At 65.9% G+C, this 24,599-nt stretch carries 24 protein-coding genes; 20 read left to right on the forward strand and 4 right to left on the reverse strand.

Going from position 1 to position 24,599, the window contains the following annotated elements; translation table 11 throughout:
• Positions 1-94: 94 nt before the first annotated feature.
• From AC1DVR_RS12115 to AC1DVR_RS12125, 3 genes are all read right to left on the reverse strand, one after another.
• A complete protein-coding gene (locus AC1DVR_RS12115; protein WP_478000828.1) occupies positions 95-3,403 on the reverse strand; it encodes an efflux RND transporter permease subunit in 3,309 nt (1,102 codons plus the stop codon).
• Between the two features lie 10 nt (positions 3,404-3,413).
• A complete protein-coding gene (locus AC1DVR_RS12120) occupies positions 3,414-4,610 on the reverse strand; it encodes an efflux RND transporter periplasmic adaptor subunit (protein WP_478000829.1) in 1,197 nt (398 codons plus the stop codon).
• Between the two features lie 94 nt (positions 4,611-4,704).
• Positions 4,705-5,397 (reverse strand): TetR/AcrR family transcriptional regulator, encoded by a 693-nt coding sequence (locus tag AC1DVR_RS12125; RefSeq protein ID WP_478000830.1) that lies wholly within the window; start codon positions 5,395-5,397, stop codon positions 4,705-4,707.
• A gap of 255 nt (positions 5,398-5,652) precedes the next feature.
• Here AC1DVR_RS12125 and fabF point away from each other — a divergent pair, with 255 nt between their 5' ends.
• From fabF to cysE, 20 genes are all read left to right on the forward strand, one after another.
• Complete coding sequence (gene fabF / locus AC1DVR_RS12130; protein ID WP_478000831.1) at positions 5,653-6,915, forward strand: beta-ketoacyl-ACP synthase II; 1,263 nt, start codon at positions 5,653-5,655, stop codon at positions 6,913-6,915.
• Position 6,916: 1 nt separating this feature from the next.
• Entirely contained in the window at positions 6,917-8,143 is a 1,227-nt protein-coding gene (gene mltG / locus AC1DVR_RS12135; protein WP_478000832.1) for an endolytic transglycosylase MltG, read from the forward strand.
• 185 nt (positions 8,144-8,328) lie between these two features.
• Positions 8,329-8,652 carry a hypothetical protein gene (locus AC1DVR_RS12140; protein WP_478000833.1) on the forward strand — a complete coding sequence of 108 codons (324 nt, stop codon included), beginning with the start codon at positions 8,329-8,331 and terminating at the stop codon, positions 8,650-8,652.
• Positions 8,603-9,949, forward strand: coding sequence for a DNA-packaging protein (locus AC1DVR_RS12145; protein ID WP_478000834.1), 1,347 nt, complete (start codon positions 8,603-8,605; stop codon positions 9,947-9,949). The genes AC1DVR_RS12140 and AC1DVR_RS12145 overlap by 50 nt, the downstream gene beginning before the upstream one ends.
• A gap of 152 nt (positions 9,950-10,101) precedes the next feature.
• Positions 10,102-11,307: a phage portal protein gene (locus AC1DVR_RS12150; protein ID WP_478000835.1), complete on the forward strand. Its 1,206-nt coding sequence runs from the start codon at positions 10,102-10,104 to the stop codon at positions 11,305-11,307.
• Positions 11,304-11,549, forward strand: a complete 246-nt coding sequence (locus AC1DVR_RS12155; RefSeq protein ID WP_478000836.1) for a GTA head formation protein, RCAP_rcc01685 family — start codon at positions 11,304-11,306, stop codon at positions 11,547-11,549. The genes AC1DVR_RS12150 and AC1DVR_RS12155 overlap by 4 nt, the downstream gene beginning before the upstream one ends.
• Before the next feature lie 8 nt (positions 11,550-11,557).
• Complete coding sequence (locus tag AC1DVR_RS12160; RefSeq protein WP_478000837.1) at positions 11,558-12,121, forward strand: HK97 family phage prohead protease; 564 nt, start codon at positions 11,558-11,560, stop codon at positions 12,119-12,121.
• Between the two features lie 34 nt (positions 12,122-12,155).
• Entirely contained in the window at positions 12,156-13,349 is a 1,194-nt protein-coding gene (locus AC1DVR_RS12165; RefSeq protein WP_478000838.1) for a phage major capsid protein, read from the forward strand.
• Positions 13,350-13,454: 105 nt separating this feature from the next.
• Entirely contained in the window at positions 13,455-14,054 is a 600-nt protein-coding gene (locus AC1DVR_RS12170; RefSeq protein WP_478000839.1) for a head-tail connector protein, read from the forward strand.
• Positions 14,051-14,386: a head-tail adaptor protein gene (locus AC1DVR_RS12175; RefSeq protein ID WP_478000840.1), complete on the forward strand. Its 336-nt coding sequence runs from the start codon at positions 14,051-14,053 to the stop codon at positions 14,384-14,386. Before AC1DVR_RS12170 ends, AC1DVR_RS12175 begins: the two co-directional genes overlap by 4 nt.
• Positions 14,383-14,781 carry a DUF3168 domain-containing protein gene (locus tag AC1DVR_RS12180; RefSeq protein ID WP_478000841.1) on the forward strand — a complete coding sequence of 133 codons (399 nt, stop codon included), beginning with the start codon at positions 14,383-14,385 and terminating at the stop codon, positions 14,779-14,781. The genes AC1DVR_RS12175 and AC1DVR_RS12180 overlap by 4 nt, the downstream gene beginning before the upstream one ends.
• A gap of 48 nt (positions 14,782-14,829) precedes the next feature.
• Positions 14,830-15,243: a phage major tail protein, TP901-1 family gene (locus AC1DVR_RS12185; protein ID WP_478000842.1), complete on the forward strand. Its 414-nt coding sequence runs from the start codon at positions 14,830-14,832 to the stop codon at positions 15,241-15,243.
• Entirely contained in the window at positions 15,243-15,563 is a 321-nt protein-coding gene (locus tag AC1DVR_RS12190) for a gene transfer agent family protein (RefSeq protein WP_478000843.1), read from the forward strand. The genes AC1DVR_RS12185 and AC1DVR_RS12190 overlap by 1 nt, the downstream gene beginning before the upstream one ends.
• Complete coding sequence (locus AC1DVR_RS12195; RefSeq protein ID WP_478000844.1) at positions 15,560-15,799, forward strand: rcc01693 family protein; 240 nt, start codon at positions 15,560-15,562, stop codon at positions 15,797-15,799. Before AC1DVR_RS12190 ends, AC1DVR_RS12195 begins: the two co-directional genes overlap by 4 nt.
• Entirely contained in the window at positions 15,756-16,409 is a 654-nt protein-coding gene (locus AC1DVR_RS12200; RefSeq protein ID WP_478000845.1) for a phage tail tape measure protein, read from the forward strand. Before AC1DVR_RS12195 ends, AC1DVR_RS12200 begins: the two co-directional genes overlap by 44 nt.
• Before the next feature lie 9 nt (positions 16,410-16,418).
• The gene (locus tag AC1DVR_RS12205; protein WP_478000846.1) at positions 16,419-17,051 is read left to right on the forward strand and encodes a phage distal tail protein, Rcc01695 family; all 633 of its coding nucleotides are present in this window, start codon (positions 16,419-16,421) and stop codon (positions 17,049-17,051) included.
• Positions 17,048-17,938: a DUF2163 domain-containing protein gene (locus AC1DVR_RS12210; RefSeq protein ID WP_478000847.1), complete on the forward strand. Its 891-nt coding sequence runs from the start codon at positions 17,048-17,050 to the stop codon at positions 17,936-17,938. Before AC1DVR_RS12205 ends, AC1DVR_RS12210 begins: the two co-directional genes overlap by 4 nt.
• Positions 17,935-18,375: an NlpC/P60 family protein gene (locus AC1DVR_RS12215; RefSeq protein WP_478000848.1), complete on the forward strand. Its 441-nt coding sequence runs from the start codon at positions 17,935-17,937 to the stop codon at positions 18,373-18,375. The genes AC1DVR_RS12210 and AC1DVR_RS12215 overlap by 4 nt, the downstream gene beginning before the upstream one ends.
• Before the next feature lie 3 nt (positions 18,376-18,378).
• Positions 18,379-22,269 carry a baseplate multidomain protein megatron gene (locus AC1DVR_RS12220; protein WP_478000849.1) on the forward strand — a complete coding sequence of 1,297 codons (3,891 nt, stop codon included), beginning with the start codon at positions 18,379-18,381 and terminating at the stop codon, positions 22,267-22,269.
• A 102-nt stretch (positions 22,270-22,371) separates the two neighbouring features.
• Entirely contained in the window at positions 22,372-23,181 is an 810-nt protein-coding gene (gene cysE, locus AC1DVR_RS12225) for a serine O-acetyltransferase (protein WP_478000850.1), read from the forward strand.
• A gap of 109 nt (positions 23,182-23,290) precedes the next feature.
• On the opposite strand, the gene AC1DVR_RS12230 is transcribed toward cysE, so the two are convergent.
• On the reverse strand, positions 23,291-24,592 hold the full coding sequence (locus AC1DVR_RS12230; RefSeq protein WP_478000851.1) for a pyruvate dehydrogenase complex dihydrolipoamide acetyltransferase: 1,302 nt from the start codon (positions 24,590-24,592) through the stop codon (positions 23,291-23,293).
• Positions 24,593-24,599 lie beyond the last annotated feature (7 nt).

The raw sequence follows: 24,599 nt of genomic DNA on the forward strand, positions 1-24,599 counted from the left end.
CCGAAGATGGGCATATTGCCCATCCTACCGGAGACCGGCTCGATTGTAGGATGGGCAATATGCCCATCTAGCCGGAGGTTCGCGGCGCCGCAGGCTATTCGGCCGCCAGACCGGGGCGGCTGTGCTGCGGCGGTGGGGTCAGGTCGGCGACCTTTTCGCGCAGGTCGGCCTGGTCGGCGGCCAGAAGGGCGATGCGTTCGGCCAGGACCTCGGGCGAGGCCTCGGCCTCCTCGACCTCTTTCTGGCCCACCATACGACCGAAGACCTTGCCCAGAAGCCAGCTCAGGTCGTCCATGATCAGGTAGAACGAAGGCACGATCACCAGGCTCAGGATGGTCGACACGATGATGCCGCCGATCACCGCCGTGGCCATCGGCGCGCGGAAGGCACCGCCTTCGCCGACGCCAAGCGCCGAGGGCAGCATGCCCGCCGACATCGCGATCGAGGTCATCACGATGGGCCGCGCACGCTTGTGGCCGGCCTCGACCACGGCCTTGGCGCGTTCCAGACCCCGCGCCCGCATCTCGATGGCGAAGTCGATGAGCAGGATCGCGTTCTTGGCCACGATCCCCATCAGCATCAGGAAGCCGATCAGCACCGGCATTGACAGCGCCGAACCGGTGAGCAGTAGCGCCGTCGCCACGCCGCCAATCGCCAGGGGCAGCGAGAAGAGGATGGTGAAGGGCTGGATCGCCGAGCGGAACAACAGGATCAGCACCGAGAGCATCAGCATCAGACCCAGCAGCATCGACTTGATGAACGAGCCGAAAAGCTCGGCCTGGATCTCGGCGTCGCCGCCGGCTTGCAGGCGGGCGGTGCCGGGCAGGGTGACCGTCGCCGCCGCGTCGTTGAAAGCTTTGGTGGCGGTATCCAGCACCACGCCGATCGGGAGGTCGGCACCGATCTCGGCCAGCTTGGCGCGGTTCAGGCGCTTGATGGTGGCCGGACCCTCGCCCAGACGGATGTCGGCAACAGAGGACAGCGGCACCATGGTGCCGGTATTCGTGACCACCTTCAGATTGGCGATCCTGAGCAGGTTCTCGCGGCTGCTGTCGTTCAGCCGCACCCGCATCCGGATCAGCCGGTTGTCGAGCGAGATCTTGGCAAGGGACGCGTCATAATCGCCGATGGTCGCGACCCGCACGGCGGCGGCGATCTGCTGCGAGGTCACCCCCAGCCGCGCCGCCTCATCCGCGCGCGGGGTGATCTGCAACTCGGGGCGCGGCAGGGCGCCTTCGACCGAGACATTGGCGAGGTTGGGATTGCCCTGCGTCGCCGCCAGCAGCATCTTGACCGCGCCGTCCAGATCGGCCTCGTTATCGGCGAGGACCGAGAAGGTCACGGCCCGCGCGCCCCGGTCGTCCAGCTTCAGGGCGCGGATATCGGGGATCGTGGCGAGACGCTTGAAAATCTCGACCTCGATCTGTTCCTGCGGCACCGGGCGGCCGGTGTCCTTGATCTCGGGCACCAGCCCGCCGATCACCGGGATGCGGCGGCCAAGCTGGCTGAGCTTCAGAAGCAGGCTCTGGTCGAGCTTTTGCAGGGTCACCGTCACCGTGGCGCGGCGCACGTCCAGATCGCCTTTGGGCGAGGAGCCGCCCAGGATCACCACCTTGTCGATATAGGGAATGTCCTTGATCGCCTCGTAGATCGCATGGGTCGAGCGGTCGGTCTCGGCCAGGGTGGACCCCGGTGGCAGTTCGACCGAGATGGTGACGCGGCTGGCATCCTCGGGCGGGATGAAGGAGCCGGGGACCTTCGACATCAGAAAGACAGAGAAGATCACCGCGATGATCGCCACCACCAGGGTCAGATAGTAGCGCCCGATGGGCAGGCGGCCCAGATGCCATGTACCGGTGGTTGCGGTGACGAAGCGGATGTAGCCCTTCATGATCCAACCGTCGCGGTTGTCGTGTTCGGTGCCCGCATCGGCAGAGGTCATCAGATAGGCCGCCATCATGGGCGTGATCAATCGTGCCACAAGCAGAGAAAACGCCACGGCGACGGCGACCGTGATGCCGAACTGGCGGAAATACTGGCCCGGGATGCCGGGCATGAAGGAGACCGGCACGAAGACCGCGATGATGGTCGATGTGGTGGCGATGACGGCAAGGCCGATCTCGTCCGCCGCCTCGATGGCGGCACGGAACGGGGTTTTGCCCATGCGGATGTGGCGGGCGATGTTCTCGATCTCCACAATCGCGTCGTCCACCAGGATGCCGGTGGCCAGCGTCAGCGACAGGAAGGACACGAGGTTGAGCGAGAAGCCCAGAAGGTCCATGACCCAGAAGGTCGGGATCGCCGAGAGGGGCAGGGCGATGGCCGAGATCAGCGTGGCGCGCCAGTTGCGCAGGAAGACCATGACCACGATGACGGCCAGAAGCGCGCCTTCCAGCAGGGTGTGCAGCGCGGCCTCGTAGTTGCCTTCGGTGTAGAAGACCGAGTCGTCGATCATCTTGATCGTGGCCTCGGGATGGGCTTTGCGGACCTCGTCGAGTTTGGCATTGACGGTGTTGGCGACCGAGACCTCGGAAGCGCCCTTGGCGCGGAACACGGCGAAAGCCACGACCTGATCATCGCCCAGCCGCGAGAAGCTGCGCAACTCCTCGCTGGTGTCGGTCACGGTGCCGAGGTCGGAGAGCACGACATGGCGGCCCGAGGGCAGGGCGATGGGCGTGGCGGCCAGCTTGGCCACGCTGGCGGCGTCGCCCATGGTGCGGATCGCCTGTTCGCCGGCGCCCAGATCGGCGCGGCCGCCGCCCTGGTTGGTGTTGGTGATCTTCAGCTGCTGGCTGACCGATTGCGCGGTCACGCCGAAACTGCCGAGCTTTACCGGGTCCAGCGTGATCCGGATTTCGCGGTCGGCCCCGCCGAAGCGGTCGACCTTGCCGACACCGGGCTGGCCTTGCAGGTTGCGCTTGACCACGTCATCGACGAAGAAGGACAGCTCTTCAAAGGTCATGTTCGGCGAAGAGACCGCGAAGGTCATGATCGCCTGACCCTCGACGTCGATCTTGGTGACGGTGGGCGTCTCGATATCCGGCGGCAGGTCGGCCTTGATCCGGTCCACCGCGTCCTTGACGTCCTGCAAGGCCTTGTCGGTCGGAACTTCCATGCGGAACTCGACCCCGGTGACGGAACTGCCGTCGAGGATGGTCGAGGTCACGTTCTTGACCCCGGTGATGCCGGCCACGGCATCCTCGATCACCTTGGTAACCTGGGTCTCCAGCTCGGCCGGCGCGGCCCCCGGCTGGCTGGCCGAGATGGAGATCAGCGGCACGTCGATATTGGGGAAGCGGGTGATCGGCAGGGCGTTGAAGCTTTGATAGCCTAGGAACATGAGCATGACAAAGGCGAGGATCGGCGCCACGGGGTTTCGGATCGACCAGGCGGAGAAGTTCATCGGCGCGCCCTCAATTCATGCCAGAGGAGGTCGGGGGAACGGCAGGTACGGCGATCGGGTTGATCCTGTCACCCTCGGTCACGAAGGCGCCGGCCTTGGCGACGATCTGGTCGCCGGCGGCAAGGCCGCTCAGGATCTCGACCCAGCCGGCCTGGCGGATGCCGGTGGTGACAACCTCGCTGTGCACCACGCCGTCGCGGACCAGCATCACACTGGAGGTCGCGCCGTCGGCGTTGACCGCGGTCACCGGCACCACCAGCGCGTCATGGCCGGTGATCAGGATATCGGCCTCGGCATACATGCCGGCGCGGACCCGTTCGGGCGCGTCCAGCGTCAGGCGGGCGCGGCCGAGGCGCGAGGTGACGTCAACGGTGGGCTCGACCAGTGAGATCTTGCCGGTCAGGGGCGCCTCGCCACTGGCGAGGGTGACGGTGGCGGTCTGGCCGGGTTGCACCCGGGGCAGGTCGGCCTCGGAAAGGTCGATGCGCAGCTCCAACGCGCCGTCGCGCATGATCTCGAACAGGGGCTGGCCTGCGGCAGTGGCCATGGCCCCGATCTGGGCATTGCGCGCCGTGATCAGGCCGGACACCGGGGCCACCACCGCCGCGCGGCTGATCTGCAGGGCCACGGTGTCGAGCTGCGCCTGAACCGAGGCGACCTGCGCCTTGGCCGAGGTCAGGGTGGCCTGTGCGGTGTCATTGCTGGCATTGGACGCCGTGCCCTGGGCCAATAGCGCCGCAGTGCGGTCCGCGGTGCGCTGCGCCTCGGCCAGGGTCGCCTTGGCCGAGGCGAGCGAGGCCTGCAGCTGGCTTTGCTGCAGGGTCAGCGTGGCGGTGGACAGGGTGGCCAGAACTTGTCCGGCCTTGACGGTATCGCCCACTTCGGCGGAAAGGGTCTCGATCGGCTGGCCCTCGATCAGGGGGGGGACCATGACCATCTGCACCGCCGTGATGAGGCCCGAGCCCAGGACGTGATCCTCGATCCGGCGCGCCACCACCGGAGTCACGCTGATCGCCGGGAGGACGATCTTTGCGCTGTCTGTGCCCGCCGGTGCCGCCTCTGCCGCCGTGGCTGCGGGTGCCGCGGTTTCCGATTGCAGGGCGCAGGGTGCCAGCACCGCCAGCGCGGCGGTCAGGATCAGGGCGCCCCGGCGGGAGGTCGGGCCGGCGGGCCGAGGAGCGGCGGAGCGGAAATCGGTTGGGCGCATGGGCTGACTTTCGGAATAATGCGTCGAGGACTTAACGGGGTCTGGTCGAGATCTTGGTGGGCGCAGATTTATCGGTTCGGCAAGTCTGGCAGGGTCATTCGGCGGCCAGAGGCGCGGATGCCTCTGGTTGGGCGGGCAGGGTCTGGGACGTGGCCGGTGTACCGGCCGAAATGTCGTCCAGGGTCTGGTCGATGGTGCGCAACAACATGGCGCGCACGGCAACCTGTTCCATCGGGGCGGCGCAGGACAGGCAGGACCCCGCCTTGATCAGCACGAAGAGGAAGGCCGCCGCCGCAGAAAAGCGGCGCTCCGCCTCTGCCGCGGCAAGGCCGGTCGCGGCGGCAAAGACCGTGACCAGATTGGAGATGACCTGCATTTCCAGCTGGTGCCCGGCGCCGGCGATCTCGGGCGAGCGGCGCGAGGCGGCCTCGATCTCGGCCCAAAGTTCGGTGTCCTTGTCGCAGCCCTTGTTGGTGATCCGCTCGGTGATGCCGGCGCGCAGCGCCGCCATCGGATCGGGGCTGGCCAGCACCTCGGCAAAGCTGCGCTCGATATCGGCGGCGTCGCGCAGGATCATCGCCTGGATGATCGCCACTTTGGAGGGGAAATAGCGGTAGAAATTCCCGACGCTCATCCCGGCCGCGCGCGCCAGATCCTGCATCGAGGCGCCGTCGAAGCCTTTGTCGACAAAGGTCTGCCGGACCGCCGCCAGAATTTCGCCAGAGCGGATGTCGGCGGGGCTGCCAGTAGTCAGGCTGCCAGGGGTCGGCGGGACGGCAAGCTGCATGGGTTTATCCGGGGAGAATGAACGTTCATTCACACAAATAGCGCCAGAGGAGATTTGGTCAAGCCTGCAAATCGGAATGTAACGCTTTTTCACATCTGCGCCAGAAGGCGGTTTTCCGGTGACGCGCATTGGCCGAGGCGGCGGGCATCGGGTCCACGGCGGTTGCAGGCCCGGGGCGGGGCGTGTATCACCGGGGCCGGTTGACCCGGGCAAAGACCCCGGTTCGGCACTTTTTCAACGGGCATGGAGGCTTGGGTGCGTCGGGTTGTCATCACGGGAATGGGCATGGTCACTCCGCTGGCCTGCGGCGTCGAAGCAACGTGGAGCCGCCTTCTGGCGGGGCAATCCGGGGCGGGCGCGATCACCCGCTTTGATCCGGTCAATGTGCAGACCCAATATGCCTGCGAAATTCCGCGCGGCGATGGCAGCGACGGCACCTTCAATCCCGATGACTGGATGGAGCCCAAGGACCAGCGCAAGGTCGATGACTTCATCATCTATGGCATGACCGCCGCCGTGCAGGCCGTGCAGGACAGCGGCTGGGTTCCGGCCAACGAGGAAGAGCGCTGCCGCACCGGCGTGATGATCGGCTCTGGCATTGGTGGGTTGACCTCGATCGCCGAGACGGCGGTCCTGATCAAGGAGCGCGGCACCAAGCGGGTTTCGCCGTTTTTCATCACCGGCAGCCTGATCAACCTGATCTCGGGCCAGGTCTCGATCCGCTTCGGCTTCAAGGGGCCAAACCATGCGGTGGTCACCGCCTGTTCGACCGGGGCGCATGCCATCGGCGATGCGGCGCGGCTGATCCAGTGGGGCGATGCCGATGTGATGGTGGCGGGCGGTGCCGAAAGCCCGATCTCGGAGATCGGGATCGCCGGGTTCAACGCCTGCCGCGCCTTGTCGACCAAGCGGGCGGATGACCCGGCCAAGGCCTCGCGGCCCTATGACGCCGACCGGGACGGGTTCGTGATGGGCGAGGGCGCCGGCGTCGTGGTGCTGGAAGAATACGAACATGCCGTGGCGCGTGGCGCCAAGATCTATGCCGAGGTGCTGGGCTATGGCCTGTCGGGCGACGCGCACCACATCACCGCCCCGGCGGAAGATGGCGATGGCGGCTTCCGCGCCATGCAGATGGCGTTGAAGCGGGCCGGGCTGGTGCCGGGCGACATCGACTATATCAACGCGCATGGCACCTCGACCATGGCCGACACGATCGAACTGGGCGCGGTGGAGCGGCTGTTGGGCAATTCGGCCCCGGGTGTCACGATGTCTTCGACCAAATCCTCGATCGGGCACCTTCTGGGGGCTGCGGGGGCGGTGGAGGCGATCTTCTGCGCGCTGGCGATCCGCGATCAGGTGGCGCCGCCGACGATCAACCTCGACAATCCCGCCGTCACCCCGACGCTGGACCTTGCGGCCAATGCGGCGGTGAAGCGCAAGATCGACGTGGCGCTGTCTAACTCTTTCGGGTTTGGCGGCACCAATGCCAGCCTCGTTCTGGGAAAGGTTCCGGCCTGACATGTGGCGCTCGCTTGCCTCCAATGCGCTGACGCTGTTCATCGTCGTCTTCGTGATGATCGCCGGCATCATCACCTGGGGGCAGCAGAAATATGTCTCTCCCGGCCCGCTGGCGCAGGCCATCTGCTTCAAGGTCGGCAAGGGCGCCACGATCAGCGTCGTCAGCGCCGCCCTGCAACAGCAGGGGGCGGTCAGCGATGCGATGATCTTCCGCATCGGCGCGGAATATTCCGACAAGAGCACCAAGCTGAAGTTCGGCTCCTATCTTTTGCCGCCCGCCGCCTCGATGGAGGAGGTGGTGGCGATGCTGACCACTTCGGGGCAGTCGAGCTGTGGGCAGGATGTCAACTTCCGGATCGGGGTCAACGGGCCGGAAGTCGTGCTGCGCGCCTATGATCCGGCGACGGGCGGTTATGGCGAGGTGGCGAAGTTCGACCCCTCGGCCGGGCCTGCGCCCAAGGTCTATACCGATGCCGAGGCGGATGCCGATCTTCGCTACCGCGTCACGCTGTCGGAAGGGGTCACCTCGTGGCAGGTGGTCGAGGCCCTGAAGGCCGCCGATTTCATGGCGGGCGAGATCAAGACGGTTCCGGCTGAGGGCACGCTGGCCCCGCAGTCCTACGAGATCGACAAGGGCGGGGATCGCGCGGCCTTGCTGGCCGAGATGACCAAGCAGCAAAGCGCGATCCTGGCCGAGCTGTGGGCCGCGCGCGCCGAGGGTCTGCCCTACAAGACCCCGCAGGAGGCGCTGATCATGGCCTCGATCGTCGAGAAGGAAACCGGGGTGGATGCGGAACGCTCCAAGGTGGCCTCGGTCTTCCTGAACCGGCTGGCGCAGGGGATGAAGCTGCAGACCGACCCGACGGTGATTTACGGCGTGACCAAGGGGCAGGGCGTGCTGGGGCGCGGCTTGCGTCAAAGCGAGCTGCGCAAGGAAACCCCGTGGAACACCTATGTCATCACCGGGATGCCCTCGACCCCGATCTGCAACCCGGGCCGGGCCGCGATCGAGGCGGCGCTGAAGCCGGAAAGCACGGATCTGCTTTACTTCGTGGCCGATGGCACCGGGGGCCACGCCTTTGCGGCCACCCTGGCCGAGCACAACAAGAACGTGGCCAAATGGCGCGCCCTTGAGGCTGCGGGCGTGCAGGATTCCACGGGCACCGGGGCGGGGCCCGAGACGGGTGCGGTGGACGGCAGCGCCACGCCTGCGCCGGCCGGGAACTGAAACCTTAACGAAAGGTTAAGCAACCGCACGGTAAGTACCTGATACCATTGGATTTTTCGTTTGACTTTGCGAACGGTCCAAGCTATACATTTTACATGCTGGAAGAGGTGAGCAAGCGGCACAGGGGCAACCCGGTGGCCGCTTTTTCATTTCCCGGCCAACCGGAGGGGCAAGGTTGAGCAGGCATGACCATACATTTCTCCGCTGGAGATGAGGCACCCGTCGATCTGACGGAATTCACCGAAAGTCTTCTGCGCGAGGCGGCCGAGGAACTCGCCCGTGCCGTTCAGAAGATCAGGGCCGGAAAACTGGACGAGGCCAAAGCCACGCCGGCTTTGACCCGCACTGTCAAAGACGCTTTCGAACTGGTTCAGGAAGAGAGGAGCCGTTTTGATAAACTCCGCAAACAGGTTTCCGGGACTGTCGGAACCCGAGCACTCGATTTTCACGCCGCAAGGGATGAGATCGGGCGCAGGCTGGCTCGCCTCCGCGACGCAGGACCAGGTTGACGCATTTCTGGGTGGCCTGAGCGAGAACGCTCTATTGGCGCTGCCCTGGATGTTCGAGTTCTGGGCCCTGCCGCACCAGTTGCCGCCCGATGGGGTCTGGAAGACCTGGGTCATCATGGGGGGCCGCGGCGCGGGCAAGACAAGGGCCGGGGCAGAATGGGTGCGCGCCCAGGTCGAGGGCGCCTTGCCCTTGGATCCGGGCCGCGCCAGACGGGTGGCGCTGGTCGGCGAGACGGTGGATCAGGTCCGCGAGGTCATGGTATTTGGCGACAGCGGCATCCTGTCCTGCTCGCCCCCCGACCGCAAGCCGGAGTGGAACGGGACGCGCCGCCAGCTGACCTGGCCGAATGGCGCGGTGGCGCAGGTGTTTTCGGCGCATGACCCGGACTCGCTCCGTGGCCCGCAGTTCGATGCGGCCTGGGTGGATGAACTCGCCAAGTGGAAGAAGGGTCAGGACACCTGGGACATGCTGCAATTCGCCTTGCGGCTGGGCGATCACCCGCAGCAGGTGGTCACGACGACGCCGCAGAATGTCGAGGTGCTGAAGGCGATCCTGAAGAACCCTTCGACGGTCACGACCCATGCACCGACGGCGGCAAACAAGGCCTATCTGGCGAAGTCCTTCCTCGCCGAGGTCACGGCGCGTTATGCCGGGCAGAGCATCGGCTTGCAGGAACTGGATGGGCAATTGGTCGAGGATCTCGACGGTGCGCTCTGGAGCCGGATGGCGCTGGATGATCACCGGGTCGAGGCCGACAAGATCCCGCATCTGAGCCGGATCGTCGTGGCGGTCGATCCGCCGGTGACGGGCACCAAGGGCTCGGACGAATGCGGCATCGTGGTGGTGGGGGCCTTCACCGAGGGCCCGCCGCAGGATTGGCGTGCGGTGGTTCTGGAGGATGCCTCGGTCGCGGGCGCCTCGCCTGACCAATGGGCGCGGGCGGCGGTGGCGGCGATGGACCGGCACAAGGCCGACCGGATGGTGGTGGAGGTCAACCAGGGCGGCGACATGGTGGAGCAGGTGGTCCGCTCGGTCGACCCGCTGGTCGCGTTCCGCCGGGTGACGGCGACCAAGGGCAAGCTGGTGCGCGCCGAGCCGGTGGCGGCCCTGTACGAGCAGGGCCGGGTTTCCCATGTGCGGGGCCTGGGCAAGCTGGAAGAGCAGATGTGCCAGATGACAAGGATGGGGTTTCAGGGCAAAGGCTCGCCCGACCGGATGGACGCTTTGGTCTGGGCCCTGACCGACCTGATCCTGGATGCGGGTGCCGCCAAGCGGCCGCAGGTGCGCGGGCTGTAAGGGCGGAGCGGGGGCCAGCCCCCGCACCCCCGGGATATTTATGGACCAATGAAATGAAAGCGGCGCGCTTTTGCGGGCTGGACGGTGATGCCGCGGGCCTTGGCCTTTGCGGGGGGCAGGGTCATGCCCGAACGGAACAAAGGAGAGGCAGAATGGTCTTCGATTTCCTGCGGCGCACGCCGGGGGCGGTGCCTGAAGTGGCGGCGGGTCTGGCGGCGGAGAAAAAGGCCTCGGCGGTGGGGCGGGTTGTGGCCTGGGGCTCCTCGGGGCGGGTGGCCTGGAGCCCGCGCGATGCGGTGAGCCTGATCAAGACGGGGTTTCTGGGCAATCCGATCGGGTTTCGCGCGGTCAAGGTGATTGCCGAGGCGGCGGCGGCCTTGCCCTTGATCTTGCAGGATTCCGGGCGGCGCTATGATCTGCATCCGCTTCTGGACCTGATCCGCCAACCCAATGGGGCGCAGGGCCGCGCCGAGTTGTTCGAGGCGATCTATGGGTTTCTGCTGCTCACCGGCAATGCCTATGTCGAGGCGGTGCCGGGGGCGGAAAGCCTGCCTGGGGAGCTGCATGTGTTGCGCTCGGACCGGATGAACGTGGTGCCGGGGGCGGATGGCTGGCCGGTGGCCTATGATTATGTCGTTGGGGGGCGGACGCATCGTTTCAGCGTGAGCGAGAGCTATTCGCCGATCTGCCACATCAAGAACTTCAACCCGCAGGACGACCATTACGGGCTGTCGCCGATGCAGGCGGCGGCGGTCGCGGTGGATGTGCATGGTTCCGCCTCGGCCTGGTCGAAGGCGCTCTTGGACAATGCGGCGCGGCCCTCGGGGGCGATGGTTTACAAGGGTGCGGATGGGGCGGGGACGCTGTCGGCGGACCAGTATGACCGGCTGGTGGGCGAGATCGAGGCGCACCATCAGGGGGCGCGCAATGCCGGGCGGCCGATGCTCTTGGAGGGCGGGCTTGACTGGAAGCCGATGGGATTCTCGCCCTCGGACATGGAGTTTCACGAGACCAAGCAGGCGGCGGCGCGGGAGATTGCGATTGCTTACGGGGTGCCGCCGATGCTGATCGGCATTCCCGGCGATGCGACTTACGCCAATTATCAGGAGGCCAATCGCGCCTTCTTCCGGCTGACCGTCCTGCCTTTGGCCACAAGGGTGACGGCGGCGCTGAGCCAGTGGCTTTCGGGCTTTACCGGGGAGCAGATCGAGCTGCGGCCGGATCTGGAACAGGTGCCGGCGCTGGCCTCGGAACGCGACCAGCTGTGGGCGCGGGTGGGTGCTGCGGATTTCCTGACGGCGGATGAGAAGCGCGTGCTTCTCGGCCTGCCGCCGCTGGAGGTTGGTGGCAGCGCATGACCAGCCGGCGCGCGCCTGAGGGGTCGAGGTTTCTTTACGAAAGCTTTGATGCCACTTCGGCCCGGCTGGAAGCCAATGAACGCGTGGCCGAGGAGCGTTGGGCGGCGCTCGACTTTCGGTTGATGCAGATCGATTCCGTGCTGGAGCGGCTGGAGAAGCGCATCTGGATCGGGGTTTACGGTGTCGCGGCCTTTCTGCTGAGCCAGATGGCCGAGGCAATCATTGCGGCGGCAACGAAATGAGGGATCGGATGTGGATGATACCGGGCGCGCCCGAGCGCAAATTTCACCAGCCGGAGGGACCTGCCCTGCAGGTGACCGATGGCACGGTGATCTCGGGCTATGCGAGCCTGTTTGGCCGCAAGGATCAGGGCGGCGATACCGTGCAGAAGGGAGCTTACGCTGTAAGCCTGCGCGCCATGGCTGCGGCGGGACGCGGCATCAAGATGCTGTGGCAACATGACCCGACCCAGCCGATCGGGGTCTGGGACGAGGTGCGCGAGGATGCCACGGGGCTTTACGTCAAGGGCCGCATCCTGACCGAGATTGAAAAGGGCCGGGAAGCGGCGGCCCTGCTGACAGCGGGGGCGATCGACGGGTTGTCGATCGGCTACCGCACCGTCAAGGCGGAACGCGACGGCAAGGGGCAGCGCCTCTTGTCCGAGCTGGAGCTTTGGGAGGTCTCGCTCGTGACCTTTCCGATGCTTCCCGAAGCGCGGGTGGCTTCCAAGGGCGACGTCCTTGACGGGGACATCTGGGCAGAACTGGCGGCGGCTTTCGACGACGCCCGCCAATCCCTGGCCGGGCGCACCTAGCGCGGCCGTTCACGACCAACCTGAGGAAGACGATATGACCGAGATCAAGGCTCGGGCCGGGGAAGATATGTCCTCTGCCCACCCCAGTGCGGAAGTGAAATCCGCGATGGCCGGATTCCTGAACGCCTTCAAGGGCTTTCAGGACGAAGTGAAAACCTCCTTTCAAAAACAGGAAGAGCGACTGACCATGTTGGACCGCAAGACCATGACCTATGCCCGCCCCAATCTTTCGGCCGCTGCCGAGATGGACATGCCCCACAAGAAGGCGATGGCCGCCTATCTGCGCACCGGCGATGATGACGGGCTGCGTGGCCTGACGCTGGAAGGCAAGGCCATGTCGACCGCCGTCAACTCGGACGGTGGTTACCTGTTGAACCCGCAGATGTCGGAGATGATCCAGTCGATGCTGTCTTCGACGACTTCGCTGCGGGCGCTGGCCAATGTGGTGCAGATAGACGCCACCTCTTACGACGTGATCGTCGACAACTCGGACGTCGGTTCGGCCTGGCAGGCCGAGGCCTCGGCGGTCGCCGAAAACACCACGCCCAACATCAACCGCATCTCGATCAAGCTGAACGACCTTTCGGCCATGCCCAAGGCCAGCCAGCGTCTGCTGGATGATGCGGCCTTCGACGTGGAGGCCTGGCTGAGCCAGAAGATCGCTACCCGCTTCATCCGCGCCGAGGCCTCGGCCTTCGTCAACGGCACCGGCACCGACCAGCCCAAAGGCATCATGCTGCCGACCAAGGTGGCCAATGCCTCCTGGAGCTGGGGCAATCTGGGCTACATCCCGACCGGCGCTGCGGCGGACTTTGCCACGACCAACCCGATCGACTGCATCGTGACGCTGATCTATTCGCTGCCGGCCGACTACCGCGCCAATGCGACGTTCATCATGAACTCCAAAACCGCAGGTGCTGTCCGCAAGATCAAGGACTCGACCGGGCGGTTCATGTGGATGGATGGGTTGCAGGCCGGCCAGCCCTCGACCCTGATGGGCTACCGCGTTGTTATCCTTGAGGACATGCCGGATATCGCGGCAAACACCTATCCGATCGCCTTTGGCGATTTCAACGCCGGCTACACCATTGCCGAGCGTCCGGACCTGCGCATCCTGCGCGACCCCTTCTCGGCCAAGCCCAACGTGCTGTTCTACGCCTCCAAGCGCGTCGGCGGCGATGTGACCGACTTTGCGGCGATCAAGCTTCTGAAAGTCGCAGTTTCGTAAGGACGACCTGCCCGGCCTTTGGGGCAAAGGCCGGGCCACTCAGGCGCGCGCGGGGCAGACGGCGGCCCGGCGCGCGCCCCTTACGGCGCAAGTTTGGAGAGAACCATGATGTTGACCGAAGAAACCAGTGTCTCGAGCGCCGCGCTGCCGGTGCAGGCGCTGAAAGATCACCTGCGGCTGGGCACCGGGTTTTCCGATGGCAACATGCAGGACAGTTTGATCGAGAGCTTTCTGCGCGCGGCGCTGGCCGCGATCGAGGGGCGGACCGGCAAGGCCCTGATGCAGCGCCGCTTCAAGCTGGTGCTGGAGGATTGGCGCGACAAGTCCGAACAGGCCCTGCCGGTGGCGCCGGTGGCGGCGATCGCTTCGGTCACGCTTTACACGGCGGCCAATGTGGCAACGGTTCTGGCCGCCTCGACCTATCGGCTGGTGGTGGATCTGCAGCGCCCGAAGCTGGCGGCGGTGGGGTATCTTTTCCCGAATGTGCCGACCGATGGCCGGGTCGAAGTGCTGTTCGATGCCGGCTTCGGCGCTGCCTGGACGGCGGTGCCGCCGGATCTGCAACAGGCGGTCTTTCTGCTGGCGGGCCAGTATTACGAACAGCGCAATGATTTCAGCGGCCTGCCTGCCGGGCTTCCCGCGCCGGTGCAGGCCCTGATCGAGAAATGGCGCACGGTGCGCGTCCTGGGCGGGGGGGCGGCATGACGGTGAAACTCAACCGCAGGCTGGCGCTGGAAAGCCCCAGCCAGGTGGCGGATGGCGCGGGGGGCTTCACGCTGGCCTGGGTCCAGCAGGGCATCCTCTGGGCCGAGGTGATGCCGGGCGCCGGCAGCGACACAGCGGGGGTCGAGGTCAGCCTGTCGCGCGTGCCCTACCGGATCACGGTGCATGGCGCGCCGGTGGGCTCGCCCGCCCGGCCGCGGCCGGATCAGCGGCTGACCGATGGCACGCGGGTGTTTCTGATCAAGGCGGTGACCGAGCGCGATGCCTCGGGTCTTTACCTGACCTGCTTTGCCCAAGAGGAGATGCCGCAATGAGCTATGCCGCAGCCGCAGCCTTGCAGGCGGCGGTCTATCAGCGCCTGGCCGGGTGGTCGGCCTTGTCCGGCGTCTCGGTCGTGGATGCTTTGCCGGCGCAGACGGGCAAGGGCACCTTCGTGCTTTTGGGCCCGGAAACGGTGAATGACCAGAGCGACAAATCGGCTTCGGGGGCAGAGCATCTGTTCCAGATCTCGGTCATCAGTGACGCCCAGGGGTTCATGCCGGCCAAGACGGCGGCGGCGCGGGTGTCCGAGGCTCTGGTGGGGGCGACCTTGACGCTGGCCACTGGCAGTTTGGTGGACCTGACCTTCGTGCGGGCCGCAGCCAAGCGGCTGAACGTTGGCGACAACCGCCGGATTGATCTGACCTTCCGGGCGCGGATCGACTTTTGAGGGCCCGCACCCGGACCCTTGGCAACACTATCCAGATGGAGAGACGAGATGGCTGTGCAAAACGGCAAGGACCTGCTGATCAAGGTCGATCAGACCGGCACCGGAAGCTTTGTCACCGTGGCGGGCTTGCGTGCCACGCGGCTGAACTTCAATGCCGAGACGGTGGACGTGACGACGCTGGAAAGCACGGGCGGCTGGCGCGAGCTGCTGGCCGGGGCCGGGGTGAAGTCGGCGGCGATCTCGGGTTCGGGCGTCTTTCGCGATGCCAATACCGACGCACGAGCGCGCCAGATCTTCTTTGACGCCGAGATGCCGCAGTTTCAGGTGGTCATCCCGAGCTTCGGCATCGTCCAGGGTGCGTTCCAGATCACCTCGATCGAGTATTCGGGCACCTACAACGGCGAGGCGACCTATGACATGTCGCTCGCCTCGGCCGGGTCGCTGACCTTCACGGCGATCTGATGGGCAATCCTTATGCCGGTGAGGTGACGCTGAGCCTCGACGGGGTGCCGCATGTCGCGAAGTTGACGCTCGGCGCTCTGGCCGAGCTGGAGGCGGCGCTGGAGACCGGCTCGCTGGTCGATCTGATCAGCCGGTTCGAAGCGCAGCGCTTTTCGACGCGGGATGTGCTGGCGCTGGTGGTGGCGGGTCTGCGCGGCGGCGGCTGGCAGGGCACGGCGGCGGATCTTCTGCGGGTCGAGATCGGCGGCGGGCCGATGATGGCGGCGCAGGTCGCAGCCCAGCTTCTGGCGCGGGCCTTCGCGGTGCCGGGGGAGGCATGACCCAGATCGACTGGCCGGGGCTGCTGCGGGCCGGGCTTTTCGAACTGCGCCTGACACCGGAAGCCTTTTGGCGCCTGACGCCCATCGAGCTCAAAATCATGCTGGGGGCGGAGAACACCGCCCCGGCGCTGACGCGGGCGCGGCTGGAAGAGCTGGCGGCCGCTTTCCCCGATGGCAGAAAGGCAAAAGCCGATGACGGATATCGCGGATCTGACGGACCAGATCGCCGCCCTTGAAGCCACGCTGGGTGGCACGGTCGGCCTGGTTTCCAGCTTTGAATCGGAACTGAGCAAGATGCAGGACAGCCTGGTTTTCACCGGGCGCGAGGTGAACTCGCTGGCGCTTGGCTTCAGCGGTGGCTTGCGTCGGGCGTTCGACGGCGTGGTCTTTGACGGGATGAAGCTGAGTGATGCCCTGCAGGGCATTGCCAAAAGCATGGCGGATACCGTCTTCAACACCGCGCTGAAGCCGGTCACAAACGCCTTCGGCGGGTTCCTGGCGGGCGGGCTCAACTCGGTTCTGGGCAAGGGGCTTGGTTTTGCCAATGGCGGGGCCTTTGTGCAGGGCAGGGTGATGCCCTTTGCCCAAGGCGGCGTCGTCTCGGCGCCGACGCAATTCCCGATGCGGGGCGGCAGCGGGCTGATGGGCGAGGCGGGGCCGGAGGCGATCATGCCGCTGACGCGCGGCCCGGATGGCAAGCTTGGGGTGCGCGCCGCAGGAGGCGGGCAGGGGGTGACGGTGGTGATGAACATCTCGACCCCCGATGTCGCAGGCTTTCAACGCAGCCAGAGCCAGATCGCCGCTCAGGCCATGCGGGCGCTTGCCCGTGGCCAGCGCAACCGCTGAGGACATGACATGAGCTTTCACGAGGTAAGATACCCGATCAAACAAAGCTTTGGCTCCTCTGGCGGGCCGGAGCGGCGGACCGAGATCGTCACGCTGGTCAATGGTTTTGAAGAGCGCAACTCGCCCTGGCAGGAGTCGCGCCGCCGCTATGATGCGGGGGCGGGAATGCGTTCGCTGGACGATCTGGAGGTGCTGATCGCCTTCTTCGAGGCGCGCTCCGGCCAGCTTTACGGCTTTCGCTGGAAGGATTGGAGCGACTACAAGACTTGCCGCCCCTCGGCCACGGTCAGTGCGACGGATCAGGTGCTTGGTGTGGGGAATGGGGTCAGGACCAGCTTTCAGCTGATCAAGACCTACAGTTCGGGCAGCCAGACTTACACCCGCAGTCTGGTCAAGCCGGTGGCGGGCACGGTGCTTGTCGCCGTCAACGGTGTGGCGCGGGTTCTGGGCAGCGATTTCAACGTCGACACGGCCACCGGGCTGATCACTTTCAACCTGCCCCCGGCGAGTGGGCTTTCGGTGACCGCAGGCTGCGAGTTCGACGTGCCGGTGCGCTTTGACACCGACCGGATCAGCACCTCGGTTGCGACCTTTCATGCCGGCGAAATTCCCGCCGTGCCGGTGATCGAGGTGCGGCTGTGAGCTCGGGACGCGAGGATCTTCTCAGCCACCTTGGCACCGGCACCACCACGGTCTGCCAATGCTGGTCGGTGACGCGCAGGGACGGCACCCTGCTGGGCTTCACCGACCACGACCGCGATCTGGCCTTTGACGGGATCACCTTCAAGGCGGCCAGCGGCATGACCGCGCGCGCCTTGCAGCAAAGCACCGGCCTGTCGGTTGACAACACCGAGGCGCTTGGCGCTTTGAGCGACGCCTCAGTCAGCGAGGCCGATCTGCTGGCCGGTCGTTTTGACGGGGCAGAGGTGCAGAACTGGATGGTGAACTGGCAGGATGTCAGCCAGCGCCTTGTCCAGTTTCGCGGCTTTTTCGGCGAAGTGACGCGGTCCGCCGGCGCCTTCCGCGCCGAGCTGCGCGGGCTTTCCGAGGCGTTGAATCAGGTCCAGGGCAAGGCCTACCAAAAGACCTGCTCGGCGGTGCTGGGTGACGGGCATTGTCGCTTCGATCTGAACCAGACGGGGTTTTCAGTGGCCACGCCGGTGCTGGCGATCGACGCGCCCGGGGTCTACCGGATTGCGACCCAGACTGGCATTGCCGATGCCTGGTTTCAACGCGGTCGTGCCCGGGTGCAATCGGGGGCTGCGGCCGGGCTGGTCGGTCTGATCAAGTTCGACCGCCAGGATGGCCTGACGCGCCGGATCGAGCTTTGGGTGGACTTCCCGCAGGCCCCCGTGGTGGGCGATGTGATCCGGCTGGAGGCAGGCTGCGACAAGGTTGCAGCGACCTGCCAGACAAAGTTCAGCAATTTCACAAATTTCCGCGGCTTTCCTCATATTCCGGGTGAGGATTGGATGACCTCCTATCCAGTCTCGGGCCAGGCCAATGACGGGGGAAGCCTGTTCAAATGACCAAGGCTCTGGAGGCTGTGGCCGAGGCGCGGCGCTGGCTCGGGACGCCCTATCTGCACCAGGCCTCGCTTTGCGGGGCGGGCACCGATTGTCTGGGGCTGCTTCGCGGCATCTGGCGGGCGCTTTACGGCGCCGAGCCGCAGGCGGTGCCGGCCTATACGCAGGATTGGTCGGAGCCGACCTCCTGCGAGGCCATGCTGGCGGCGGCGCGGCTCTGGCTGGTCGAAAAGCCGCTCAGCGAGGCCGCCTCGGGCGATGTCATCGTCTTTCGGATGCGGCAGGGTTTTGTGGCCAAACATGTGGGCATCGTGGCCGAAGTCGGCGCGCACCCCACCTTCATCCACGCCTATTCCGGGCATGGCGTGGTGGAAAACGCCCTTTCGGCGCCCTGGGCCCGGCGGATCGCCGGCCGTTTCAAGTTTCCCAAAGGAGCATGACGCATGGCCACCATCCTTCTGTCGGCGGCGGGGGCTGCGATCGGCTCCGGTTTTGGCGGCACGGTTCTGGGCTTGTCCGGCGCGGTGATCGGCCGGGCAGTGGGCGCCACGATTGGCCGCTCGATCGACCAGCGCATTCTGGGTGCCGGATCGGAACCGATCGAGACCGGACGGGTCGAGCGCTTTCAGCTGACCGGCGCCAGTGACGGCGCGCCGGTTGCCCGGGTCTGGGGCCGGATGCGGGTGGCGGGGCAGATCATCTGGGCCACCCGCTTTCTGGAAACCGCCAACCGCAGCGGCGGCGGCAAGGGCTCGCCCCGGCCCTCGGTCACCAGCTTCAGCTACTCGGTCAGCCTTGCCATAGCACTTTGTCAGGGTGAGGCGCAGCGGCTGGGCCGGGTCTGGGCCGACGGGATCGAAATCGCACTCTCCAGCATGGACCTGCGCTTTTACCCGGGCAGCGAGACCCAGCTGCCCGATCCCAAGATCGAGGCGGTCGAGGTCGCGGGGCAGGCGCCCAGCTACCGTGGCATCGCCTATGTGGTGATCGAGGATCTGGACCTGTCGCGCTTCGGCAACCGGGTGCCGCAGTTCACCTTCGAGGTGCTGCGCCGGGTGCCGGACGCACTGGGTGTCGGCGATATCGCGGGCACGGTGCAAGCCGTGGCGCTGATCCCGGGCACTGGCGAATATGCCTTGGCCACGACGCCGGTGACCTTCAACGACGGGCCGGGTGTGAGCCGGTCGGCCAATGTCCATACGGTCGAGGGCAAGGCCGATTTCGCCATGTCCCTGACGCAACTGGGCGAGGAGCTGCCGCGGGTCGGCTCGGTCTCCCTCGTGACCAGCTGGTTTGGCGGCGATCTGCGCTGCGGGCTCTGCACCATCCAGCCCAAGGTGGATCAGAACACTGCCGAAGCGGTCGAGATGCCGTGGCAGGTCTCAGGCCTGACGCGGAGCCTGGCGCAGGTCGTGCCTGCGTTCGATGGCCGCGCGATCTATGGCGGCACGCCGACCGACCAATCGGTGATCGAGGCGATCGCGGCGATCCGCGCCTCGGGCAAGGAGGTGATGTTTTATCCCTTCATCCTTATGGATCAGACCCTCGGCAAAAGCTTGCCCGACCCCTGGTCTGACGCCACCACGCAGCCCGCCTTGCCCTGGCGCGGGCGGATCACCCTGTCAAAGGCGCCGGGGCGTTCGGGCAGCCCCGATCGCAGTGGAGCGGCGGCGGCGGAGGTCGCGGCCTTCATGGGTACGGCGCAGCCGGCGCATTTCTCGGTGGTTTCGGGCGCTGTCGTCTATTCCGGCCCGACGGAATGGAGCTTTCGCCGCTTCATTCTGCACTATGCCAAGCTTTGCGCGCTGGCCGGGGGTGTCGATGCCTTCTGCATCGGGTCCGAGCTGCGCGGCCTGACGCAAATCCGCGGGGCTGCGGACAGTTTCCCGATGGTGGCGGCGCTCAAGACCCTGGCCGCCGATGTCCGCGCCATTCTGGGCAGTGCCACCAAGATCAGCTATGCGGCTGATTGGTCGGAATATTTCGGCTATCAGGCGGATGGCAACCTCTATTTCCACCTCGATCCCCTATGGGCGGATGCCAATATCGACTTCGTCGGTGTCGACAATTACATGCCGCTGTCGGACTGGCGCGATGGGACGAGCCATGCCGATGCCTCCTGGGGTTCGATCTACAACCTTGACTACCTCAAGGCCAATGTGGCGGGCGGCGAGGGCTATGACTGGTATTACGACTCGCCCGTCGGCGTGCAAAGCCAGTTGCGTCGCCCGATTCAGGATCTGAGCTATGGCGAGCCTTGGGTCTATCGCAGCAAGGACTTCGCCGGCTGGTGGAGCCATGCGCATTACAACCGCATCGCGGGCGTCCGGCAGGCCGTGGCGACTGCCTGGGTGCCGGGCTCCAAGCCGATCCGCTTCACCGAATACGGCTGTGCCGCGCTGGACAAGGGCAGCAACGAACCGAACCGCTTTCTTGACGTGCGATCTTCGGAATCCGGTCTGCCCCGCGCCTCGAACGGGCGGCGCGACGACTTCATCCAGATGCAGTACCTGCGGGCCATGCATGACTACTGGTCCGATCCGGCGCATAACCCGGAGGCCGCGCTCTATTCCGGGGCGATGATCGACCTTTCGCGCAGCCATGTCTGGGCCTGGGACGCGCGGCCCTTCCCCGAGTTTCCCGGCAACCAACAGACCTGGGGCGACGCCGACAACTACTTCCGCGGCCATTGGCTGAACGGGCGCAGCTCCAGCCAGCCGCTGGCCGCCGTGATTGCCGACATTTGCGCGGATGCCGGGTTGGACGATGGCACCGAAACATCCGGGGCTTACGGCGTGGTGCGCGGCTATGTCGTCACCGATGTCGGCTCCGCCCGCAGCGCCCTGCAGCCCCTGATGACCTCCTTCGCCTTGGATGCGGCCGAACGCGAGGGGGTCCTGCGCTTTTCAATTCGCGACGGCGTGGCCGATGCCAGCTGGCCGGCCGACCAATTCGCCCTGGTGTCCGAGATCGCCGGCGGCATCGAAACCGCCCGCAGTTCCGAGGCCGAGACCTCTGGCCGCATCCGCCTGACCTATGTCGAGGCGGAAAGCGACTTCGAGGTGCACACCGCCGAAGCGGTCTTCCCCGATGAAACCTCGCCCGCTGTCTCGCAAAGCGAGGTTTCGCTGCAGTTGACCAATGCCGAGGCCCGCGCTGTCGCCGAACGCTGGCTGGTCGAGGCGCGGGTGGCGCGCGATGCCGTGCGCTTTGCCCTGCCAAAATCGGCGCTGGCCCTGGGTTCGGGCGATGTGGTGGATCTGGAGGGGGTCAGCTATCGCATCGACCGGATGGAGAACGGCGACGCCCTTCTGGTCGACGCGGTCCGGGTCGAGCCGGGCGCCTATCTGCTCGCCGATGACATCGACCTGCGCACCCTGCGCGCCTCTCCCGCCGTGGCGATGCCGGTGTTTCCCCTGTTCATGGACTTGCCCCTCCTGTCGGGCAGCGAGGATCCGCAATCGCCCCATATCGCCACCACCGCCAGTCCCTGGCCCGGCCGCGTGGGCGTCTGGAGTTCCAGCAGCGAGGCTGGCTTCAGCCTGAACCGCGAGATCGAGATCCCGGCGGTGCTGGGCGTCACGCAGACCGCCCTGACCGCCTATGCCTCGGGCCGCTGGGATGCAGGCCCGGCCCTGCGGGTCAAACTGTCGAGCGGGCAGCTGTCCTCGGCCTCGGAAAGCGATGTGCTGAACGGCGCCAATGTCGCGGTGATCGGCGACGGCTCGACCGAAAGCTGGGAGGTCTTCCAGTTCATGCAGGCCGATCTGGTGGGCCCGAACACCTATGATATCCGCCTGCGTTTGCGCGGCCAGTCGGGCAGCGACGGGGTGATGCCGGCCTTCTGGCCGGTCGGCAGCTATTTCGTCCTGTTCGACCGGGCGGTGCCGCAGATTGACCTCTCCGCCTCGGCCCGGGGCTTGAGCCGCAACTACCGGGTTGGCCAGGCCGACCGGGGCTATGCCGACCCGCGCATCGTCGCCGAAACCCTGGCGTTCAACGGCATCGGGCTGCGGCCCTATTCGGTCTCGCACCTCGAATCCTCGGGCGCCCTGGGTGGCACGATCGTTCTCCGCTGGATCCGGCGCACCCGGATCGACGGCGACAGCTGGCTCGGCGTCGAGGTGCCGCTCGGCGAGGAAAGCGAGCTCTATCAGATCGAGGTATGGCAAGGCGCCACGCAGCTGCGCCAGGAATACGCCACGACGCAAGCCTGGGCCTATACCCCCGCGATGCAGGCCGCAGACGGGGCGACCGCCGGTGTCACTCTGGCCGTGGCGCAGGTCTCCATGCGGTTCGGTCCGGGGCCCTTTGCCCGGGTCACCATGGCTTGAGACAGCTTTCGGTCGCCAGAAACGCCCTGGCGACCGTGCATTTCTCGGGGCTGTCTTGCCGCGAACTCCTGTGCTAATCTGGGTCCCCGATGAGGTGAGATCATGCCCGAAGTCAAAGCGAAATTTACGTCCATCGACCCGGTCTGGCAGCGCGTCCGCGAAGAGGCCGCCGAGGCGATCCGATGTGAGCCTTTGCTGGGTGGGCTGATCCATGCCAGCCTTCTGCACCATTCCAGCCTGGAACGTGCCTTGGCCTATCGCTTTTCGCAAAAGCTCGCCTCCAGCGAGATGAGCGAGCAGATCCTGCGCGAGATCGCGGATCAGGCCTATGAGGACGAGCCCGAACTTGGCCAGTCTGCCCGCGCCGACATCATGGCCGTCTTCGACCGCGACCCGGCCTGCCATCGCTTCATCCAGCCGATCCTGTTCTTCAAGGGGTTCCATGCGATTCAGGCCTATCGCATCGGCCATTGGCTCTGGAGCCATGGCCGCGAGGACATGGCCTATTTCGTCCAGATGCGGGTGTCCGAGGTCTTCTCGGTCGACATCCACCCGGCGGCGCGGATCGGCAAGGGCATCATGATCGACCACGCCCATGCCATCGTGATCGGCGAGACGGCGGTGGTCGGCGACAATGTCTCGATGCTGCATTCGGTGACCCTCGGCGGCACCGGCAAGGAGGACGGCGACCGCCATCCGAAGATCGGCAATGGCGTGCTGATCGGGGCCGGGGCCAAGGTTCTGGGCAATATCAACGTCGGCTACTGCAGCCGAATCGCCGCGGGTTCCGTTGTGCTGCATGACGTGCCGCACAACAAGACCGTGGCGGGTGTGCCGGCCAAGGTGATCGGCGAGGCGGGCTGTTCGCAACCCTCGATCACCATGGACCAGCTGATCGCGGATGAGATCTGAAGCGACCGCGATCTGAAACCCTCTGAATTGACAAACGGCCGGAGCGCAAGCTCCGGCCGTTTTTTAATGTCCGGAGGCCAAAGGGCGGGTTTGTCCCGCCCTAAGCCAATCAGGCCAGCATGGTGATCGGGTTTTCCAGGGCCTCGACCACGACTTTGAGGAACTCTGCCCCCAAGGCGCCGTCGATCACCCGGTGATCCACCGACAAGGTCATCGACATCACCGTCGCCACACCAAGGCTGCCATCCTTCAGCACCACAGGTTTCTTGATCCCCGCGCCCACCGCCAGAATGGCGCCATGCGGCGGGTTGATCACGGCGTCGAAGTTCTCGACCCCCATCATGCCCAGATTCGAGATCGCAAAGCTGCCACCCTGATATTCATGGGGTGCGAGCTTCTTGGTCTTCGCGCGCGTCGCGAGGTCCTTCATCTCGGCCGAAAGCACCGACAGGGTCTTCTTGTCGGCATCGCGCAGGACCGGGGTGAAGAGGCCGCCCTCGATCGCCACCGCAACCGCCACGTCCGAGGGTTTCAGCTTCAGAATCCGATCGCCGGCCCAGACCGCATTGGCATTGGGCACGGCTTGCAGGGCAATAGCACAAGCCTTGATGATGAAGTCGTTGACGCTCAGCTTCACGCCACGGCTTTCAAGGCCCTTGTTCAGTTGCTCGCGGAAGGCCATCAGCGCGTCAAGACGCACTTCGCGGCGCAGATAGAAATGCGGGATGGTCTGCTTGGCCTCGGTCAACCGGGCCGCGATGGTGCGGCGCATGCCGTCCAAGGGAACCTCGGTATACTCGCGGTCGGCATACATCTTCATCACGGTTTCCGCCGACATGCCGGTGGGCATGCCCGCCTTGGCCGGGGCGGGCGCTGCTGCTGCCGCAACCGGGGCAGGGGCTGCCGCCGCTGCCGGAGCCGCTTGCGCGCCCTCGACATCCACTTTCACGATGCGGCCATGCGGGCCAGTGCCTGCAACCTTGGTCAGATCCAGACCCTTTTCCGCCGCCAGACGACGTGCGAGGGGCGAGGCGAAGACGCGCGCCCCCTCGACCTTGGCCGCCGCCGGTGCCGCCGCTGCAACCGCAGCCACAGGAGCTGCCGCCGCAACCGGAGCCGCCGCTGCCACAGGGGCAGCCGCCGCCTTCGGCTTGTCGGACAGGCTTTCGCCCTCGTCCAGCATCACGGCAATCGCGGTGTTCACCTTCACGCCCGCCGTGCCCTCGGGCACGAGGATCGAGCCGACGATGCCTTCATCGACGGCTTCAAACTCCATCGTCGCCTTGTCGGTCTCGATCTCGGCAAGGATCTGGCCCGATTTGACCACATCCCCGACCTTGACCAACCACTTCGCCAGCGTGCCCTCCTCCATCGTGGGGGACAGCGCGGGCATCAGGATTTCAACAGCCATAATGCAC

The organism is Rhodobacter sp. P2_H5 (assembly GCF_056403335.1).

Bases quoted from the DNA above. Each gene is read 5' to 3' on its own strand.
- AC1DVR_RS12115 (WP_478000828.1), bottom strand. From the start codon at position 3,403: ATGAACTTCTCCGCCTGGTCGATCCGAAACCCCGTGGCGCCGATCCTC.
- AC1DVR_RS12120 (WP_478000829.1), bottom strand. From the start codon at position 4,610: ATGCGCCCAACCGATTTCCGCTCCGCCGCTCCTCGGCCCGCCGGCCCG.
- AC1DVR_RS12125 (WP_478000830.1), bottom strand. From the start codon at position 5,397: ATGCAGCTTGCCGTCCCGCCGACCCCTGGCAGCCTGACTACTGGCAGC.
- mltG (WP_478000832.1), top strand. From the start codon at position 6,917: ATGTGGCGCTCGCTTGCCTCCAATGCGCTGACGCTGTTCATCGTCGTC.
- AC1DVR_RS12140 (WP_478000833.1), top strand. From the start codon at position 8,329: ATGACCATACATTTCTCCGCTGGAGATGAGGCACCCGTCGATCTGACG.
- AC1DVR_RS12145 (WP_478000834.1), top strand. From the start codon at position 8,603: ATGAGATCGGGCGCAGGCTGGCTCGCCTCCGCGACGCAGGACCAGGTT.
- AC1DVR_RS12150 (WP_478000835.1), top strand. From the start codon at position 10,102: ATGGTCTTCGATTTCCTGCGGCGCACGCCGGGGGCGGTGCCTGAAGTG.
- AC1DVR_RS12155 (WP_478000836.1), top strand. From the start codon at position 11,304: ATGACCAGCCGGCGCGCGCCTGAGGGGTCGAGGTTTCTTTACGAAAGC.
- AC1DVR_RS12160 (WP_478000837.1), top strand. From the start codon at position 11,558: ATGTGGATGATACCGGGCGCGCCCGAGCGCAAATTTCACCAGCCGGAG.
- AC1DVR_RS12165 (WP_478000838.1), top strand. From the start codon at position 12,156: ATGACCGAGATCAAGGCTCGGGCCGGGGAAGATATGTCCTCTGCCCAC.
- AC1DVR_RS12170 (WP_478000839.1), top strand. From the start codon at position 13,455: ATGATGTTGACCGAAGAAACCAGTGTCTCGAGCGCCGCGCTGCCGGTG.
- AC1DVR_RS12175 (WP_478000840.1), top strand. From the start codon at position 14,051: ATGACGGTGAAACTCAACCGCAGGCTGGCGCTGGAAAGCCCCAGCCAG.
- AC1DVR_RS12180 (WP_478000841.1), top strand. From the start codon at position 14,383: ATGAGCTATGCCGCAGCCGCAGCCTTGCAGGCGGCGGTCTATCAGCGC.
- AC1DVR_RS12185 (WP_478000842.1), top strand. From the start codon at position 14,830: ATGGCTGTGCAAAACGGCAAGGACCTGCTGATCAAGGTCGATCAGACC.
- AC1DVR_RS12190 (WP_478000843.1), top strand. From the start codon at position 15,243: ATGGGCAATCCTTATGCCGGTGAGGTGACGCTGAGCCTCGACGGGGTG.
- AC1DVR_RS12195 (WP_478000844.1), top strand. From the start codon at position 15,560: ATGACCCAGATCGACTGGCCGGGGCTGCTGCGGGCCGGGCTTTTCGAA.
- AC1DVR_RS12200 (WP_478000845.1), top strand. From the start codon at position 15,756: ATGACGGATATCGCGGATCTGACGGACCAGATCGCCGCCCTTGAAGCC.
- AC1DVR_RS12205 (WP_478000846.1), top strand. From the start codon at position 16,419: ATGAGCTTTCACGAGGTAAGATACCCGATCAAACAAAGCTTTGGCTCC.
- AC1DVR_RS12215 (WP_478000848.1), top strand. From the start codon at position 17,935: ATGACCAAGGCTCTGGAGGCTGTGGCCGAGGCGCGGCGCTGGCTCGGG.
- AC1DVR_RS12220 (WP_478000849.1), top strand. From the start codon at position 18,379: ATGGCCACCATCCTTCTGTCGGCGGCGGGGGCTGCGATCGGCTCCGGT.
- cysE (WP_478000850.1), top strand. From the start codon at position 22,372: ATGCCCGAAGTCAAAGCGAAATTTACGTCCATCGACCCGGTCTGGCAG.
- AC1DVR_RS12230 (WP_478000851.1), bottom strand. From the start codon at position 24,592: ATGGCTGTTGAAATCCTGATGCCCGCGCTGTCCCCCACGATGGAGGAG.